Here is a 15,203-nt window from a genome sequence, read left to right as displayed (position 1 = left end):
GGGCTGGGAGCCCCGGGCGGGCCGGGACCCCCAGACGGCCGGGAGCCTGGGGCGGTGCGGTGAGCCCGGGGCGGGCACCTGCAGCGCCGCGTTGTGCACCTGCCGGGCCCGGCGGCGACGCCGGTGCGCTGTGACCGGCGGCCCGACAGCTCCGCCGGTCCGCTGTGACCGGCGGCCCTACAGCTCCGCTGGCTGGCGCCGACCCCTTCGCCGTCCGGAGGCCGAAGGACTCCGTCGGCCGGGAGACGTGGAGCGCCGGGCAGGACGGCGGGAGCCCGGCTGACGCCCGCCGCTCCTGCCGCCCGCGGGCAGCCGTCCCGCACGGGCGGCACGGTCGGGCGAGGGGCATCCCCAGCACGGCCGGGCAAGGGGCATCCGCGGCACAGTTGGGCGAGGGGAGCCATCCCGCTCGGGCGGAACCGGGAGCCTCGGGCGGGCCGGGACTCCCGGGCGACCCGGGGCATTCGGGGCGGCACCTGTAGCGCCGCGTTGTGCACCTGCCCGCCCGGCGGCAACGCCCATCCGCCGTGACCGGCGCCCCTACAGCTCCGCCGGTGCCGACCCCTTCAGCGTCTGAAGGTCGAAGGACTCCGCCATCCGGGCGAAGCCCTTGTCGCTGGGGTGCAGATGATCGCCCGAGTCGTAGTCCGCGCGCAGCCGCCGCGGGTCGTACGGGTCGCGCAGCGCCTGGTCGAAGTCGGCCACCGCGTCGAAGACCCGGCCCGCCCGGATCTCGGCGTTGATCGTCTGCCGGACCGACTCCCGCGCGTCCGTGTAGCCGCGGTGGCCGTGGAACGGCATCAGGGTCGCGCCGACCACCTTCAGACCCCGCGCGTGGGCCTGGCCGACCATCGTGCGCAGGCCACCCAGGATCGCCTGGGGGTCGGCCAGCCGCGGGTTGCGCAGGATGTCGTTGACGCCGAGGTCGATGACGACGACCTTGACGTTGGTGCGCTCCAGCACGTCCCGCCCGAAGCGGTTCAGCCCGCTGGGGTTGTCGGCGGGGCGGCCCAGCCCGTCGACCAGGACCTGGTTGCCGCTGATGCCCTGGTTGACGACGCTGTAGCGCGGCAGGTCCCGCCCGGCGGCGATCTCCTCGCGCAGCCGGTCGGAGAGGACGTCGGTCCACCGGGCGTTGGCGCCGGAGGTGGAGGTGATGCCGTCGGTCAGCGAGTCGCCGAGGACGACCACCGTGCCCTCGGCCTCGTTGCTCAGCACGTCCAGCGCGGTCAGGTACCGCCAGGCGCCGGTCCGCTCGGTGTACGGGGCGCCCGTGGCGTCCCGCGTGTGGTCGCCCTGGGCGACGTAGGAGGTCTGCCGGGCGTGCCGGTGGTAGGTCACCGGGCCGCCGCCGGCCGCCGTGTACGTGGTGACCAGGACGTCCGCGTCGGCCGGGACGGCGATGCGCACGGCGTCGCTCATCACCTGGCGCCCCGGCGGGATCACCACGCTCGGGCCGCCGTTGAAGGTCAGCTGCCGCAGGGTGTCCGGGACCGCGGCGGGCGTGCCGCCGCCCGCGGCGACGGCGACGGACGCGCCCGTGATGCTCAGCGGCGACTGCCCGTAGAGATTGGAGAGCGTGATGCGGGCACTCGTACCCCCGACGCTGGTGTGGACGACGTTGCGCACGGAACGGTCCGCCATGCCGGTCGTCTCGGTGCCGGGCTCGCCGCCCGAAGGGGAGGTGGACCAGGTGCCGACCCAGGTGCCGGTGGAGGCGGGGGCGGCCGGGTTCTGGGGGGCGCGGCCGTCGCCGGAGGCGCTCCGCCCCCGGGCGCCGTGGTCGGACGCCATGCCGACGTACAGCGCGGTCGAAAGGCCCACGATCGCCGCGACGACCAGGGCCAGGAGGGCGTAACCACGTCCTCGGGTCATGCTGTGCAGTTCTCCTCGGGCGATGGGAGCCCAAGGCTCCGATCTGATGTGCCCATGATGCGTCATGGGCCGGGGGAAGCTCACAGGACCCCTGGCAATACCCCCTCCCGACAGACGCCGGGAACTCCTGTTCCGTTCCAGGAGTCGGTCAGGAAGGGACAATGTGTGCGGGATCACCGGACGGGTGGAGCGGATGGAACGGACGAAAGTGGAACAAAAGACCGGCGTCGGCGGACAGCATGCCCGCCCCGGCGCCGCGGTGAACCGCGCGATGACGACCTTCAGCCCGGCGGACGAGGAGAAACAGCGCGGCGTACGCCGTATGAAACTCACCGCCACCGGCCTCCTGCTGTTCGTGGCCCTGGTCTACGTCCTCGCCAAGGTGGCCCAGAACTCCGGCGCCGGCGCCTGGGCGGGCTATGTCGCCGCCGCCTCCGAGGCGGGCATGGTCGGCGCGCTCGCCGACTGGTTCGCCGTCACCGCCCTCTTCCGCCACCCCCTCGGCATCCCCATCCCGCACACCGCGATCATCCCCACCAAGAAGGACCAGCTCGGCGTCTCCCTGGGCGAGTTCGTCGGTGAGAACTTCCTCTCCGAGGACGTCGTACGCCAGCGGCTGCGCGCCGTCGGCATCGGCAGCCGCCTCGGCGCCTGGCTCGCCGTGCCCGAGCACGCCGACCGGGTCACCGCCGAGCTGTCCACCGCCCTGCGCGGCGCCCTGACCGTCCTGCGGGACTCCGACGTGCAGGCCGTGGTCGGCGAGGCGATCACCCGCCGCGCGGGCGCCCAGGAGATCGGCCCCGGCATCGGCAAGATGCTGGAGAAGGTCGTCGCCGACGGCGGCCACAAACGGGTCGTCGACCTCGTCGTCGCCCGCGCCCACGACTGGCTCGTGCTGCACGGCGACTCCGTGATGGACGCCGTCCAGGGCGGCGCCCCCGGCTGGACGCCGAGGTTCGTCGACAAGAAGGTCGGCGAGCGCGTCTACAAGGAGCTGCTGCGCTTCACCACCGAGATGCGCGACATGCCCGCCCACCCCGCGCGCGGCGCCCTCGACCGCTTCCTCACCGACTTCGCCTCCGACCTGCAGTCCGACACCGACACCCGGGCCCGCGTCGAGCGGCTCAAGGGCGAGGTGCTGGGCCGCGGCGAGGTCCAGGACCTCATCGCCAGCGCCTGGACGGCCGTACGATCCATGATCGTCGCCGCGGCGGAGGACGAGCGCAGCGAGCTGCGGCTGCGCGTGCGGGCCTCCCTGCTGTCCCTGGGCTCCCGGATGGCCGCCGAGCGCAAGGTGCAGGACAAGGTCGACCAGTGGGTGGAGGACGCCGCCGTCTACGTCGTCACCACCTACCGCACGGAGATCACCTCCCTGATCACGGACACGGTGGCGAGCTGGGACGCCGAGCACACCACCCGGAAGATCGAGGCGAACATCGGCCGGGACCTGCAGTTCATCCGGATCAACGGCACGGTGGTGGGCTCGCTGGCCGGCCTGCTGATCTACACGGTGACGCACGCGCTGGGAGCGTGACGAGCCGTCGCGGTGCGTGAAGCAGCAGGTCCGGGGCACCCGACTCGGGTTCCGCTCGATGAGGAGGGAGCCCATGACCACCGCTCAGGCCGAGACCGGCCGAACCGTGACCACCGATATCCCCGCCCGTCTCGACCGCCTCCCGTGGTCGCGCTGGCACTGGACGATCGTCATCGGTCTCGGCACCGTGTGGATCCTCGACGGTCTGGAAGTCACCGTCGTCGGCAACATCGCCAGCCGTCTGTCGGAGCCCGGCAGCGGCCTGCCCATCACCTCCGGGGAGGTCACCGGCATCGCGGCCGCCCTGTATGTGGCCGGAGCCTGCGCGGGCGCCCTGTTCTGGGGCCGCCTCACCGACAAATGGGGGCGCAAAAAACTCTTCATGATCACCCTGGCGGTCTATCTGGGCGCCACGGCCCTGACGGCCGTCGCCTTCGACACCTGGTGGTTCTTCCTCTTCCGCTTCCTCACCGGCTTCGGCATCGGCGGCGAGTACGCGGCCATCAACTCCGCGATCGACGAACTGATCCCCAAGGAGTACCGCGGCCGCGTCGACCTGATGATCAACGGCAGCTTCTGGCTGGGCGCGGTGGGCGGCTCGCTGCTGTCGATCGTCGCCCTGGACACGGACATCTTCGCGGCGAACGTCGGCTGGCGGCTGACCTTCGCGCTCGGCGCGGTCCTGTCCTTCGTGATCCTCCTGGTCCGCCGGCACGTCCCGGAGAGCCCCCGCTGGCTGCTCATCCACGGCCGTGACGACGAGGCCGAACGCATCGTCTCCGGGATCGAGCGGGAGATCGAACGGGAGAGGGGCGAACCGCTGCCGCCCGCGGAGGGCGAGCTCACCATCAACCAGCGCCGCAGCGTCTCCTTCCTGGAGATCGGCCGCACGGTCTTCTCCGACTACCGCAAGCGCGCGATCCTCGGCTTCTCCCTCTTCATCGGCCAGGCGTTCCTCTACAACGCGATCACCTTCGGCTTCGGCGCCATCCTCACGACGTTCTACGACGTCCCGAGCGGCAGCACCGGCTACTACTTCGCCGTCATCGCGCTGGGCAACTTCTTCGGCCCGCTGCTCCTGGGCAAGCTCTTCGACACGGTCGGCCGCCGGGTCATGATCTCCGGCACCTACCTGCTCTCCGGCCTGCTCCTGTTCGGCACGGCCTGGCTGTTCGACCAGGGCTCGCTGAGCGCGACCACCCTGACGGCGTGCTGGTGCGTGGTCCTCTTCTTCGCCTCGGCCGGCGCCTCCAGCGCCTACCTGACGGTCTCCGAGGTCTTCCCGATGGAGACCCGCGCCATGTCCATCGCCTTCTTCTACGCCATCGGCACGGCGGCCGGCGGCATCAGCGGCCCGCTGCTCTTCGCCGACCTCACGGGCACCGGCAAGGTCGGCGACACGACCCTCGCCTTCCAGATCGGCGCGGCCCTGATGTGCCTGGCGGGCCTGGTGGCGGCGCTCCTCGCGGTGAAGGCGGAACGCCGCTCCCTGGAGGACATCGCCAAGCCGCTGACAGCGGCGGCGGGCAAGGCGAAGTCCGGCGTCCGCAGCGGGGCCAACTCCCAAGGGCCGGGCTCCAGTCCGCCCCCCGGGGCCGGTCCGGCGACGGCGTAGGGGCAGCGGCACAGGGGACTGACCCGTGGCCCGGCCGGGTGGCCGGGCCACGGGCGGAACTGCGCTATAGTTGATCTGCGCCCGCTCGCCGAACTCCGGCAGACGGACGATGCGTTGGTGGTCCAAGGAAAGACGCCCCACTTCCTGTGGGGAGATGCAGGTGCAAGGCCTGCCCGGCGCTCCGATCGAAAACCCGGCCCTGGGTTCCAGGGCCGGGTTTTCTCATGCGTACGGGTGGCCGGCCCGTGCACGGGCGACGCGACGCGTATGCGCGACGCGCGGGTCGCCGCGCGGCCGGTCGGCCGCCGTACGCGAGGCCGGTCAGCCGTCGTACGCGAGGCCGGTCAGTCGCCGGCCGCTCAGCCGCGCCGGTCGGCCACCACCCACGACACCAGCCCCACGGCCCCCGCCACCCCGAACACGGCGGGCCAGGCCCCCACCTTCCGCGCCAGCGGATGGGACCCGGCGAACGCGGCGACGTACGCCACCGACAACGCCCCGGCGGCCACCGAGCCGGCCTGCTCGCGCCACTGCCGCGCGGCCGCCACCCCCGCCACGGCGAGCACGGCCCCGCCGAGCGGCCGCTGCCTGGTCCAGCGGGCGACGCCGTACCCGCCCACCAGTCCGCCCGCGGCGACCACCGCGCTGGGAACCTTCGCCACCCTCGCCATACCTGCCTCCTGACCACGCCTGCGGGATCACGAGGCTAACCCACCCTCAACCTGAGCCCAGGGTTGTCAACTTTCCTCTCCCGAGCTATATAAGAAGACGCAGACCGTAGGGCATCGCAGACAGCGCCTGAAGAGAGGAGTGACCCGTGATGCTCATGCGCACGGACCCCTTCCGTGAACTCGACCGACTCACCGAGCAGGTCTTCGGCCCCACCGGCCGGCCCTCGGCCATGGCGATGGACGCCTACCGCTCCGGGGACGACTTCTTCGTCCACTTCGACCTCCCCGGCATCGACCCCGAGACGATCGAACTGGACGTCGAACGCAACGTCCTGAACGTACGAGCCGAACGCAAGTCGCCCGCCCCCGAGGGCGCGGAACGGCTGGTCGCCGAGCGCCCGACCGGCACCTTCACCCGCCAGCTCTTCCTCGGCGACACGCTCGACACGGAGCGCATCGACGCCTCCTACGAGGCCGGCGTCCTGACCCTGCGCATCCCGGTGGCCGAACAGGCCAAGCCGCGCCGCATCCAGATCACGGGCGGCGACGCGCGCAAGCAGATCAGCGGCTGACCCGCCCACCCACCCACTCACCCACTCACGCATCAGCATCCGGGCCGTCCCGACCGCGTCCCCGCGGGACGGCCCGCACCCACCCGCGCCCCGTCCCGCCGGCGTCGGAGCCCGGCGGCGCGGGGCAGGACCGGATCCCGGAGGAAGACCCGCAGATGAGCGTGACGACGGAGCCCCGTGCGACGACGACACTCACGGCCCCGAAGACCCTGATCCCCGCCCCGCCGCACCCCCGGCACGACGACGGCGACTGGACCCGGCTGGTCGACGCGGTACGGGAATCGGGCCAGTACCCCACCAGGCCGGAGGCCGAGCGCATCACCCGTATCGTCTTGTCCGCCCTGGGCGGTCACGTCATCGGTGACGAACGCGTCGACCTGGCCCGCGCCCTGCCCGAGGAGGCCGCCCGGGTGATCGCCTCCCAGGTCCCGGCCACGCGCCGGCTGACCGCCGCGGAGTTCGTCGACTCCGTCGCGGCCCGCATCGAGGGAGCCACCCCCGCCACCGCCCGCTGGGACGTCAGCTCCGTCCTCAGCGTGCTGCCGCCCCTGGTCGGCGACGACCTGACGACCCGCATCCTCGCCCAACTCCCCAGCGGCTACGCCCTGCTGTTCGGACGGGCGGACCTGAGCCCGGCGTCGTAGGCTCCTGCACCGCGTACGACGGCCACCACGGTGACGAACCGACGGTGGCCGTCGCGCCGTCGCCCGAGCCGCCGACACCAGGAGGACCCCGTGTGAACGGCCCGACGTCCTCGATCCTCACCACGCCCGACGGCACGCGCCTCGCCTGGAAGGATCACCGCCCGGCCGGACCTCCCACGGCCACGTTCCTCCTCCTGCACGGCCTGGCGGGCCACCAGGGCGAGTGGGACACCCTCGCGGCACGACTGTCCGCCGACGGCCACCGCGTGGTGACCTACGACGCCCGGGGCCACGGCGCCAGCACCCGCACACCGCCGGCCACGACCCGCGCGGCCCACGTCCAGGACGCGGCGACCCTGATCGAGGCCCTCGACCTGGCCCCCGTGACCCTGCTGGGCCAGTCCCTGGGAGGCCACACGGCCCTGCTGCTGGCCGCGTCCCGCCCCCACCTGGTGAAGTCCCTGATCCTGGTCGAGGCGGGCCCGGGAGGCCCGAACCCCGACCTCCCCGCCCGCATCGCGCACTGGCTGGACGGCTGGCCCACACCCTTCACGTCCCCGGAGGAGGCCACGGCCTTCCTCGGCCACGAGGCGTGGGCGCGAGGCCTGGAGCGACGGCAGGACGGCTGGCACCCGGCCTTCGACCGCCCCACGATCCTCGCCACGGTCGCCGAACTGGCCACCACCGCGTACTGGCAGGACTGGTCGCGCATCACCTGCCCGACCCTCCTGGTCCAGGCCGAGCACACCGCGATGCCCCCGGACGAGCCGTCCACGATGCTCACCCACCGCCCGCACACCCGGCTGGTCCGCATCCCCGACGCGTCCCACGACGTCCACCTCGACCAGCCGGCCCGCCTGTACGAGGCCGTGACGGCGTTCGTCCTCGACGACCGCGGGAATTCGATCGACAGGACACCCGCGTCCCCAGGATCCTCCGAGGACAAGTCCACCGAGGACCCTCAGGGAGAAGCCCGTTGAACCCACTGAACCCCACGATCCGCCACATCACCTTCGACTGCACGGGAGAGCCCTACGAACTGGCCCGCTTCTGGTCGGACTTCCTGGGTCACCCCATCTCCGACGAGGACGAACCCGGCGACGACGAGGTCCTGATAGAACTCCCTGACGGCACGCCGGGCCTGCTCTTCGTCAGGGTCGGCGAAGCCAAGCCGGTCAAGAACCGCCTCCACTTCGACCTCAGCCCCACCGGCCGCACCCGCGCCGCCGAAGTGGAACGAGCCGTCTCCCTCGGCGCCCGCATCCTGACGGACCGCACCCGCCCGGACGGCAGGGGGTGGGTGGTGATGGCGGACCCGGAGGGCAACGAGTTCTGCGTCGAGCGGGGGGAGAAGGGCTGAACGCCGGTTGTGAGCGGCCCCCGGTCCGTTGAGGATGGAGCCCATGCCCGAAGCTCCCGACGCCGCAACGGCCTGGCGCCGGCTCCTGGAACGCACGCCTGGCACGCGGGGAGCGCTGTACGACTCCCTGCCCGCCGTGGCCGAGGCCGCGCACGCCGAGCCGCGCCTGCGCGGCCTCTACCCCTTCCCGACTCACGGGACCCTGCGTTTCCTGCGCAGCGCCCCGCCGTGGCGCGAGCCGGTCCAGGACGACCTGCCCTTCATCCTCTTCGGCGGACCGCCGTACAAGGTCTACTCGCCCGGTTACGCGGACCTGCTCGGCGAATCCGCGACACCGGGGGAAGCCGCCGCCCTCGTGGTGAGACACCTGCCGCCGGAGGCGGGTAAGGGACGCTGAGCACGTCTGGCCGACCAGTGGTCCAGCGCGCCTGTGCGTGACCGTTCACAGCCCCCGTACGGCACTCAGGAAACAACGCCACGCCTCGTCCCCCACGGAGAGCACGGGACCTCTCGCGTTCTTGGAATCGCGTATGAGCGCACCAGTGGAGACGTGGGCGCACTCCACGCACTCGGTGGTGTTGGCGCCGCTGTGAGACGACTTGAACCACGTCGGCTCGGGGGCTGTCTGGGGACCGGCGGACATTCAAAGCTCCTTGCGGGCGCGATGGATCAGGGCGGAGGAGGCCTCCATGTCCAACGCTTGTGCGCGCAGGTACTCGAACGCAAGTCTGTATCGCTCCAGTTCCTCCTCCTTCTCAAGGAAGAGGGAGCCCGTGTGGAAGTCGACGTACACGACGTCGAGTGCCGGTTCGGGGCCGCCGATGATGACGAAACTGCCCAGGGCGGCTGCGTGGGCCCCCTTGGCGAACGGCAGCACCTGGAGGGTGATGTGGGGTGACTCGTTGGCCTCGAGGAGCCGGTCGAGCTGCTCCCGCATGACCGCCGGCGAGCCCACGACACGGCGGACCACGGACTCATCGAGGATCGCCCACAAGTGCAGCGGCTTGGGGCGGCTCAGGATCTCCTGGCGCTTCATGCGGATGTCGACGAGCCGCTCGATCTCCGCCGACTCCAAGGGCACCTCGTTGGCCCTCTGCAGCGCTGTGCTGTAGTCCCGCGTCTGCAGAAGCCCGGGGACGTAGACGCAGCAGAAGTGATTCTCGCGGACTGCCTCGTCCTCAAGGGTCAGCAGCAGGTTCATGCTCTCCGGGATGGAGTCGGCGAAGGAACTCCACCAGCCCTGCTCCCTGGCGTTCTTGGCGAGGTTGACCACGGCGCGCCGCTCGGCGTCTGTGGCTCCGTACTCACGGCAGAGGGCGTCGACGACGATCCACTTGACCGGTCCGGCCGTGGTCTCGTACCGGCTGACGGTCGCCTTCGAGACGCCGACCAGACGCCCGGCTTCCTCAAGTGTCATCCCCGTACGGGAGCGCAGCTTGCGCATCGTGGCGCCCAGTTGGCGGCGTCGTGTGGTGCTCCGTTCGGGCATGCGGCTCCTTCGCCATGCGCCGGGCCTCAGCCCGGAGGACGCCCCTCAGGCTAGGGAGCGGTGAGGCGGGGTTACCACCGGATTCACTCGATCGATTCCGGTGAGAAGTTACACGGTGAGATTTCTCTGTGCCATGCTCGTCCGGTCGCTACGCAGCGCAGTCGTACGGATACGGCGAGGCTCGGTGCGCTCCGCGTGGCCATGGGAGGGAGGAGTCGTCATGCCCTGCAACGAAGTCACGGAGCCTCGAATCCGCTGTGTTCTGCCCTTCGCAGCGGCAGCCGCGGAGGTGCGTCTGCTGCGGAGGGCGACGGTTCGGCAGCTCAGGTGCTGGGACTTGCTCATCGCCGCGGACGAGGCCGAACTGCTTGTCACCGAGCTGGCGACCAATGTCGTCAAACATGTGGGGGAGGGAGCGCCGGCGGCCCTGATCCTGGAGCGGAGGGGCGGGCGGCTACGCCTCGAAGTCCACGACAACAGCCAGGCCGTGCCGGTCGTCAGGGACGTGGGGCGCGGTGATGAGTCCGGTCGCGGCCTGCACCTGCTCACCGCCGTGTCCGTGGACTGGGGCACGGTGCTGACGGCGGTGGGCAAGGCGGTCTGGTGCGAGATCCCGCTCATCGGCGGGGCCGGTTGCCGGCGGGTCGAGCGGGCTGCGCAGGCGCTCGAAACCTACGAGCAGGCAGCGTGCGGGACCGGCCACCACGGACGAGGGCGAGAGGTGGCCCTCATCGAATCGGCGGTCGAGCTCATCGCTGACCTGCTCCACTGGACTACGGCGCGGGGCCACGATCCCGATGACATCCTCGACCGCGCTCAGATGCACTGCGAGGCTGAGGCGAAGGCCGCCTGAGGGCAGTGCGTCACCTCGGGACGAGCATCAGCCGGCGGTGATGGCCGCATACGTCCACGCATCGGCCGGGAGCGCGTGCTTAAGCCGCCAGGTGATCGCCATCGGTTTGCTGCCGGTGTGCTCCTGGTAGGTGGCGGGGCCCAGCAGCATCCACGGCTGGGACTTGCCGATGTCGGTGTACTTGTAGCGGCGCATGAAGAGGAGGACGTGGCTGCCGCGCTCAGCGTGGTGCTGATAGCGCAAGCCTGTCGCAGAGTTCGCGGCCGTTGCGGTCTGGGACTCCCAGTGGAACAGCGTGGGGCTCAGCGCGTAGTCCTTGTACCGGACGGTGGGCGAGAAATCCTTCTCGTTCTTCTCCAAAGTGATCAGGAGGGCGTCCGTCTGGAGGTCCTCCACCCACTGCACGCCCTGTGCGAACGTCCGGGGCATCTGGCCGCCGAAGCGTGCCACACCGAGGGCTGCCAGGACCTCGGAGCGGTTGTAGGAGCAGTGCACCTTCAGAGGGAGCCGGCTGTGCGGTGCGGACAGCGGCAGCGGGAAGTGGTCCGCCTGGGAGATGACGTAGGACAGCACCTGGCGGAGTTCGTCGCGGACGGCGGGCTGGTCCCGCAGTGCGTCGAGGCCTTGCTGGTAACTGGTGAAGCCGCCGGCGTTGTCCCACAGGTTGAAGAAGAGCATGCGGGCGTAGCCCTGGTGCGTGTCGTCCAGGTCTTCGTAGCGCGGTGCGTCATCGGCCAGGAGGGCGAGATACGCATGGGCTCGCTCCGGGTCGTCGACGTGCAGAAAAGCATGGACACGCTTGAGGAGTGCCGACTCGCCGGACACAGCGGCTGCTGTGAGGAACCCGGCTCGGCGCAGGACGGACGTCCAGGAGCTGGCGCTCTTGTACAGCTCCTTGATCTCCCTGCGGCTCTCGCGCAGGTAGTCCGCCAACTGCGGCGTGGCGTAGGACTTGACCTCGGCGGCCAAGGTCTTGACGTTCGCGCTGAGCTGGGTGCGGATGTTGTCGAGCACCAGATTCCTGGCCTTGCCCTCCAGGATGATCTGGCACCCGGAAGGCAGCAGGGGAAAGTCGCCCTCGATGTGATCGACGAGCCGGTTCCTCGTGAGATTCGTCAGGGCGCGGAACTGCTCTTCGAAACGGAACTCCGCCCGATGCTGTCCGATGAAGTCCAGGACGGTGAGCACGGGTTTCGTCTCGGTGCGCCGGAGGCCGCGGCCGAGTTGCTGGAGGAAGACCGTCGCGCTGCTGGTGGGACGCAGGAGAAGGAGCGTGTCGACGTCGGGTATGTCGAGGCCCTCGTTGAAGAGGTCCACGGAGAAGATGACCTGGAGCCTTCCGCCCTTGAGATCGGCGAGGGCTTGGGCCCGTTCTCCCGCTGGCGAGTCACTGGTGAGCGCGGTCGCCCGGAAACCGGCCCTGCGGAAGAAGTCCGCCATGAAACGGGCGTGCTGCTTGTCCACGCAGAAGCCCAGGGCGCGCATGGCCCCGGGCCGGGAGACCTTGTCGCGGATCTGCTTGACGACGATGCGGGCACGTGCGTCATGACCCGTGTAGAGCTTGCCGAGTTCCTGGTCGGCGTAAGCGCCACGCTGCCAGGTGAGGTTCGTCAGGTCCGTGCCGTCGGGGATTCCGAAGTAGTGGAAGGGACACAGCAGGTCGTTCTCCAGCGCCTCCCAGAGGCGCATCTCGGCGGCGATACGGCCGTCGAAGAACTCGTCCTGGACGTTGAGCCCGTCCATCCGTTCAGGAGTCGCGGTCAGGCCGAGCAGTTGCCTGGGCTTGAAGTGGTCGATAACTCGGCGATAGGTGGCCGCCGTGGCGTGGTGGAACTCGTCGATGACGATGATGTCGAAGTGGTGAGGGGCCAGTTCCTCAAGCCGTTGGACGTTGAGGGACTGAACGCTGGCGAAGACGTGGCTCCACGCTCGGGGGTCCTCGCCGCCGTAGAGCAGTTCACCGAACGAGGCGTCGTCGAGCACCTCCCGGTACGTACGCAGGGACTGCTTGAGGATCTCCTTGCGGTGTGCGACGAACAGCAGAGTCGGCCGGCGGTCGTCGAAGCTCCTCGCGAGGTTTCTGTAGTCCAGGGCGGCCATGACGGTCTTGCCCGTGCCGGTGGCGGCGACCAGCAGGTTGCGGTCGCGCCCTCGGAGCTCGCGCTCTACCCGGAGGCGTTCCAGCATGTCCCGCTGATAGGGGAAGGGACGTACCTCGAGCCCCGAGAGATTGATCTTCAGGTCGGGGCCGGAGGTGCTGCCGCTCGCTAGGGCCAGGGCTTCGTCGAGGCGCGCACTGTGGTGGTCGGGGTCGTACGTCTCGAAAGCGGAGTCGTTCCAGTAGGCGTCGAAGGTCGCCTCGAACTTGTTCAGAACGGCCGGTGTGGCGACGGAGGAGAGGCGGACGTTCCACTCCAAGCCGTCCAGCAGGGCGGCCTTCGAGAGGTTGGAGCTGCCGACGTACGCCGTGTCGAAGCCCGTGCGGCGCCTGAACAGCCACGCCTTGGCGTGCAGCCGAGTGGAACGGATCTCGTAGTTGACCTTGACGGTGGCCCCGAAGTCGCGGACGAGGCGGTCGAGTGCGTGGCGGTCGGTTGCCCCGATGTACGTGGTGGTGATGACACGGATCGGCACCCCCCGTTCCTTGGCGGCGCGCAGGGCGTCTTCAAGGACGCGTATGCCGTACCACTTCACGAACGCGCAGACCAGGTCGATGCGGTCTGCCGTGGCGAGCTCTGCTCGGAGTTCGGCGCCCAGGCTGATGTCTTCGGGGGAGTTCGTGATCAGCGACGTCTCGGACAGAGGGGTGAGGGGGCGCAGCGCGTAGACGCCTGGGGCTTCCTGCCGGGCGAGTGTCAGGAGCTGCCGAGGACCCTCGACGATGGTGCTGGCCGCTGCCGTTTCGCCGGCATCGGCGGCGCCGGCGGCCAGCGCTTCGAGGACGCGGTTCGCCACCGGAACTCGGTCTTCGGGGCGAAGCTCGCTCAGCTTCCGGCTGACGGCCTCGCTGATGTAGCGAGCCAGGACGTGCGGGGTGGACTCCGGAGTGACTTCGGCGTCGACGGCCTTCCAGCCGGCGGCCGTGAACTGCTCCAACTCGCTGCGGACATCGCTGGTGATCAGCTTCTCGTAGAGACCTGCGATCGGCTGTGCCTGTCCCCCTGCTTCCGCCACGCTCGCTCCCCCTGTTTCGCGGCCTTCTACGCCCAACGCGCACGCTCGCCCATGGCGACAGGGATCAGTTGTAACAGCAACCACTGACACCCGCGGGCCGCTCCAGCACGGGAGAGACGCGAGCCGGCCGACCCGCGGGGATGTGGAAGCTGCCCAGCCGCCCGGCGGTTGCGGACGCGTCAGCGATTCCGCACCCGCCGGGTCCGCTCAGCGGCGGCCAGCCGTGGGTGGCTCACGCAAGCTCAGGCGGGAGAGCCGTGACACTCCCCATAACCCCGCCCCGACCCACACCAGCACCCCGCCCCCTCCTGCGGCGGCCAGGCCACCGCCCTTCCCCTCGCCGCCAGTGTCGTCGCGTACTGGGGGAGGAGGGTCGGGTCGTTCGGGGAGGCGCCCTCCGAGGCTGCGAAGGCCTCGTAGGAGGGGACCGTGCCCGTGACGATGCCGAGGTTCGGGGTGCCCGAGGCGGCGAGTTCGCGCAGGGAGTGCTCTATCGAGGTCAGGTGCGCGGAGTGGGACGGGTACTCCTCGGACAGGGCCGGGTACGCCTCCAGGAGTTCCGTCAGCTCCTGCGCCGGCCAGTGGAGCATCGCCACCGGGAACGGGCGGGAGAGGGCCTCGCGGTAGGCGCCCAGTTCCGCGCGCAGGCGCAGGATCTCCGCCTCCAGTTCCGCCGGGTTCTCCGAGCCGAGGGACCACACGCGCTTGGGGTCGTGGAGCTCGTCCAGGGAGACCGGGAGGTGGTGCACCGAGTCCGCCAGGGCGTCCCACTCGTCGTGGGGGCGGCCCAGCATGCGGCGGACCCGGTGGCGGCCGAAGAGGAGGGGGTGGGTCGGCTGCGGGGGGTGCGGTACGTCCGTCAGCAGGTGGCGTACGGCCTCCGTGAAGGTGTCGTGCGCCGCTTCCAGCTCGTCGTGGTGCTCCAGGGCCTCCGCGACGATCACCCAGGGCGCCGGGTCCCTCGGGGCCGCCGTCCGGACGCCCTCGATGATCGCCCTGGCCTCGGCCTCGTGGCCGTACTCCCAGAGGTTCGAGGCCTTGAGCGCCCGTACCAGCAGGGGGTGGTCGAGGCCTTCGGGGGAGGACAGGAGACGGTCGTAGAGCTTGGTCGCGGTGGGGCGGTCGCCGGAGAGCTCCAGGTGGGCCGCCGCCCGCAGCAGCAGGGCCTCGGCGTCCTCGGGGTACAGCCCGGCGGTCCGCTCCAGGCGTGCCGCCTCGGCGGTGTGGTCGACGTTTTCGGCAGGCGTGTCGGGGCGCATGGGTGACACCGTACTGCCGGTCGGTGACGAGCGTGAGGGATGCGCGGGCCAGACCGTTCCTAAAGACTGAGCGGGAGTGAGTCCTGTTGCCAGGGCTCATGCTCAGCCGGACATCCCGAACGGTGTTGGGTGTCCTGGTTGCCCACTTTCACTCCGC

Annotated in this window: 14 protein-coding genes; 8 read left to right on the top strand and 6 right to left on the bottom strand. The window is 70.6% G+C overall.

Annotated features, from left to right (window positions below):
• Positions 1 to 540: 540 nt before the first annotated feature.
• On the bottom strand, positions 541 to 1,875 hold the full coding sequence (locus tag ABZY20_RS36245) for an SGNH/GDSL hydrolase family protein (RefSeq protein WP_356447642.1): 1,335 nt from the start codon (positions 1,873 to 1,875) through the stop codon (positions 541 to 543).
• A gap of 193 nt (positions 1,876 to 2,068) precedes the next feature.
• Here ABZY20_RS36245 and ABZY20_RS36240 point away from each other — a divergent pair, with 193 nt between their 5' ends.
• Together ABZY20_RS36240 and ABZY20_RS36235 are read left to right on the top strand one after the other, a co-directional pair.
• Positions 2,069 to 3,409 (top strand): DUF445 domain-containing protein, encoded by a 1,341-nt coding sequence (locus ABZY20_RS36240; protein ID WP_356447640.1) that lies wholly within the window; start codon positions 2,069 to 2,071, stop codon positions 3,407 to 3,409.
• Between the two features lie 73 nt (positions 3,410 to 3,482).
• Positions 3,483 to 5,024, top strand: coding sequence for an MFS transporter (locus ABZY20_RS36235; protein WP_356447638.1), 1,542 nt, complete (start codon positions 3,483 to 3,485; stop codon positions 5,022 to 5,024).
• A gap of 359 nt (positions 5,025 to 5,383) precedes the next feature.
• Here the strand turns inward: ABZY20_RS36235 and ABZY20_RS36230 are convergent, their stop codons facing one another.
• Complete coding sequence (locus ABZY20_RS36230; protein ID WP_356447693.1) at positions 5,384 to 5,686, bottom strand: hypothetical protein; 303 nt, start codon at positions 5,684 to 5,686, stop codon at positions 5,384 to 5,386.
• 158 nt (positions 5,687 to 5,844) lie between these two features.
• On the opposite strand from ABZY20_RS36230, the gene ABZY20_RS36225 reads away from it, so the two are divergent.
• The 5 genes from ABZY20_RS36225 to ABZY20_RS36205 all read left to right on the top strand — a co-directional run bounded on the left by ABZY20_RS36225 (position 5,845) and on the right by ABZY20_RS36205 (position 8,668).
• On the top strand, positions 5,845 to 6,267 hold the full coding sequence (locus ABZY20_RS36225) for an Hsp20/alpha crystallin family protein (RefSeq protein ID WP_356447636.1): 423 nt from the start codon (positions 5,845 to 5,847) through the stop codon (positions 6,265 to 6,267).
• A gap of 155 nt (positions 6,268 to 6,422) precedes the next feature.
• A complete protein-coding gene (locus tag ABZY20_RS36220) occupies positions 6,423 to 6,911 on the top strand; it encodes a DUF2267 domain-containing protein (protein WP_356447634.1) in 489 nt (162 codons plus the stop codon).
• Positions 6,912 to 7,003: 92 nt separating this feature from the next.
• A complete protein-coding gene (locus ABZY20_RS36215) occupies positions 7,004 to 7,891 on the top strand; it encodes an alpha/beta hydrolase (RefSeq protein WP_356447632.1) in 888 nt (295 codons plus the stop codon).
• Entirely contained in the window at positions 7,888 to 8,271 is a 384-nt protein-coding gene (locus tag ABZY20_RS36210) for a VOC family protein (RefSeq protein ID WP_356447631.1), read from the top strand. The genes ABZY20_RS36215 and ABZY20_RS36210 overlap by 4 nt, the downstream gene beginning before the upstream one ends.
• 43 nt (positions 8,272 to 8,314) lie before the next feature.
• Positions 8,315 to 8,668: a DUF6193 family natural product biosynthesis protein gene (locus ABZY20_RS36205; RefSeq protein WP_356447629.1), complete on the top strand. Its 354-nt coding sequence runs from the start codon at positions 8,315 to 8,317 to the stop codon at positions 8,666 to 8,668.
• A 45-nt stretch (positions 8,669 to 8,713) separates the two neighbouring features.
• Here ABZY20_RS36205 and ABZY20_RS36200 read toward each other — a convergent pair whose 3' ends face one another.
• Both ABZY20_RS36200 and ABZY20_RS36195 read right to left on the bottom strand, forming a co-directional pair.
• Positions 8,714 to 8,914, bottom strand: coding sequence for a DUF397 domain-containing protein (locus ABZY20_RS36200; protein WP_356447627.1), 201 nt, complete (start codon positions 8,912 to 8,914; stop codon positions 8,714 to 8,716).
• Positions 8,915 to 9,760, bottom strand: a complete 846-nt coding sequence (locus ABZY20_RS36195; protein WP_356447625.1) for a helix-turn-helix transcriptional regulator — start codon at positions 9,758 to 9,760, stop codon at positions 8,915 to 8,917. It lies immediately after the preceding gene.
• A 220-nt stretch (positions 9,761 to 9,980) separates the two neighbouring features.
• Here ABZY20_RS36195 and ABZY20_RS36190 point away from each other — a divergent pair, with 220 nt between their 5' ends.
• Positions 9,981 to 10,613, top strand: coding sequence for an ATP-binding protein (locus ABZY20_RS36190; RefSeq protein WP_356447623.1), 633 nt, complete (start codon positions 9,981 to 9,983; stop codon positions 10,611 to 10,613).
• Between the two features lie 27 nt (positions 10,614 to 10,640).
• On the opposite strand, the gene ABZY20_RS36185 is transcribed toward ABZY20_RS36190, so the two are convergent.
• The gene (locus ABZY20_RS36185; protein ID WP_356447621.1) at positions 10,641 to 13,787 is read right to left on the bottom strand and encodes a DUF3427 domain-containing protein; all 3,147 of its coding nucleotides are present in this window, start codon (positions 13,785 to 13,787) and stop codon (positions 10,641 to 10,643) included.
• A 242-nt stretch (positions 13,788 to 14,029) separates the two neighbouring features.
• Positions 14,030 to 15,046 carry an SEC-C domain-containing protein gene (locus tag ABZY20_RS36180; protein ID WP_356447619.1) on the bottom strand — a complete coding sequence of 339 codons (1,017 nt, stop codon included), beginning with the start codon at positions 15,044 to 15,046 and terminating at the stop codon, positions 14,030 to 14,032.
• Positions 15,047 to 15,203: the final 157 nt, after the last annotated feature.

This window comes from Streptomyces sp. NPDC006624, assembly GCF_040611555.1.
Lineage (GTDB): Bacteria > Actinomycetota > Actinomycetes > Streptomycetales > Streptomycetaceae > Streptomyces.
This window is presented reverse-complemented; position numbering and strand designations above follow the sequence as displayed.

Excerpts from the sequence above, each read along its gene's own strand:
- ABZY20_RS36225 (WP_356447636.1), top strand. The coding sequence starts at position 5,845 with ATGCTCATGCGCACGGACCCCTTCCGTGAACTCGACCGACTCACCGAG.
- ABZY20_RS36245 (WP_356447642.1), bottom strand. The coding sequence starts at position 1,875 with ATGACCCGAGGACGTGGTTACGCCCTCCTGGCCCTGGTCGTCGCGGCG.
- ABZY20_RS36240 (WP_356447640.1), top strand. The coding sequence starts at position 2,069 with ATGGAACGGACGAAAGTGGAACAAAAGACCGGCGTCGGCGGACAGCAT.
- ABZY20_RS36205 (WP_356447629.1), top strand. The coding sequence starts at position 8,315 with ATGCCCGAAGCTCCCGACGCCGCAACGGCCTGGCGCCGGCTCCTGGAA.
- ABZY20_RS36200 (WP_356447627.1), bottom strand. The coding sequence starts at position 8,914 with ATGTCCGCCGGTCCCCAGACAGCCCCCGAGCCGACGTGGTTCAAGTCG.
- ABZY20_RS36190 (WP_356447623.1), top strand. The coding sequence starts at position 9,981 with ATGCCCTGCAACGAAGTCACGGAGCCTCGAATCCGCTGTGTTCTGCCC.
- ABZY20_RS36235 (WP_356447638.1), top strand. The coding sequence starts at position 3,483 with ATGACCACCGCTCAGGCCGAGACCGGCCGAACCGTGACCACCGATATC.
- ABZY20_RS36195 (WP_356447625.1), bottom strand. The coding sequence starts at position 9,760 with ATGCCCGAACGGAGCACCACACGACGCCGCCAACTGGGCGCCACGATG.
- ABZY20_RS36220 (WP_356447634.1), top strand. The coding sequence starts at position 6,423 with ATGAGCGTGACGACGGAGCCCCGTGCGACGACGACACTCACGGCCCCG.
- ABZY20_RS36180 (WP_356447619.1), bottom strand. The coding sequence starts at position 15,046 with ATGCGCCCCGACACGCCTGCCGAAAACGTCGACCACACCGCCGAGGCG.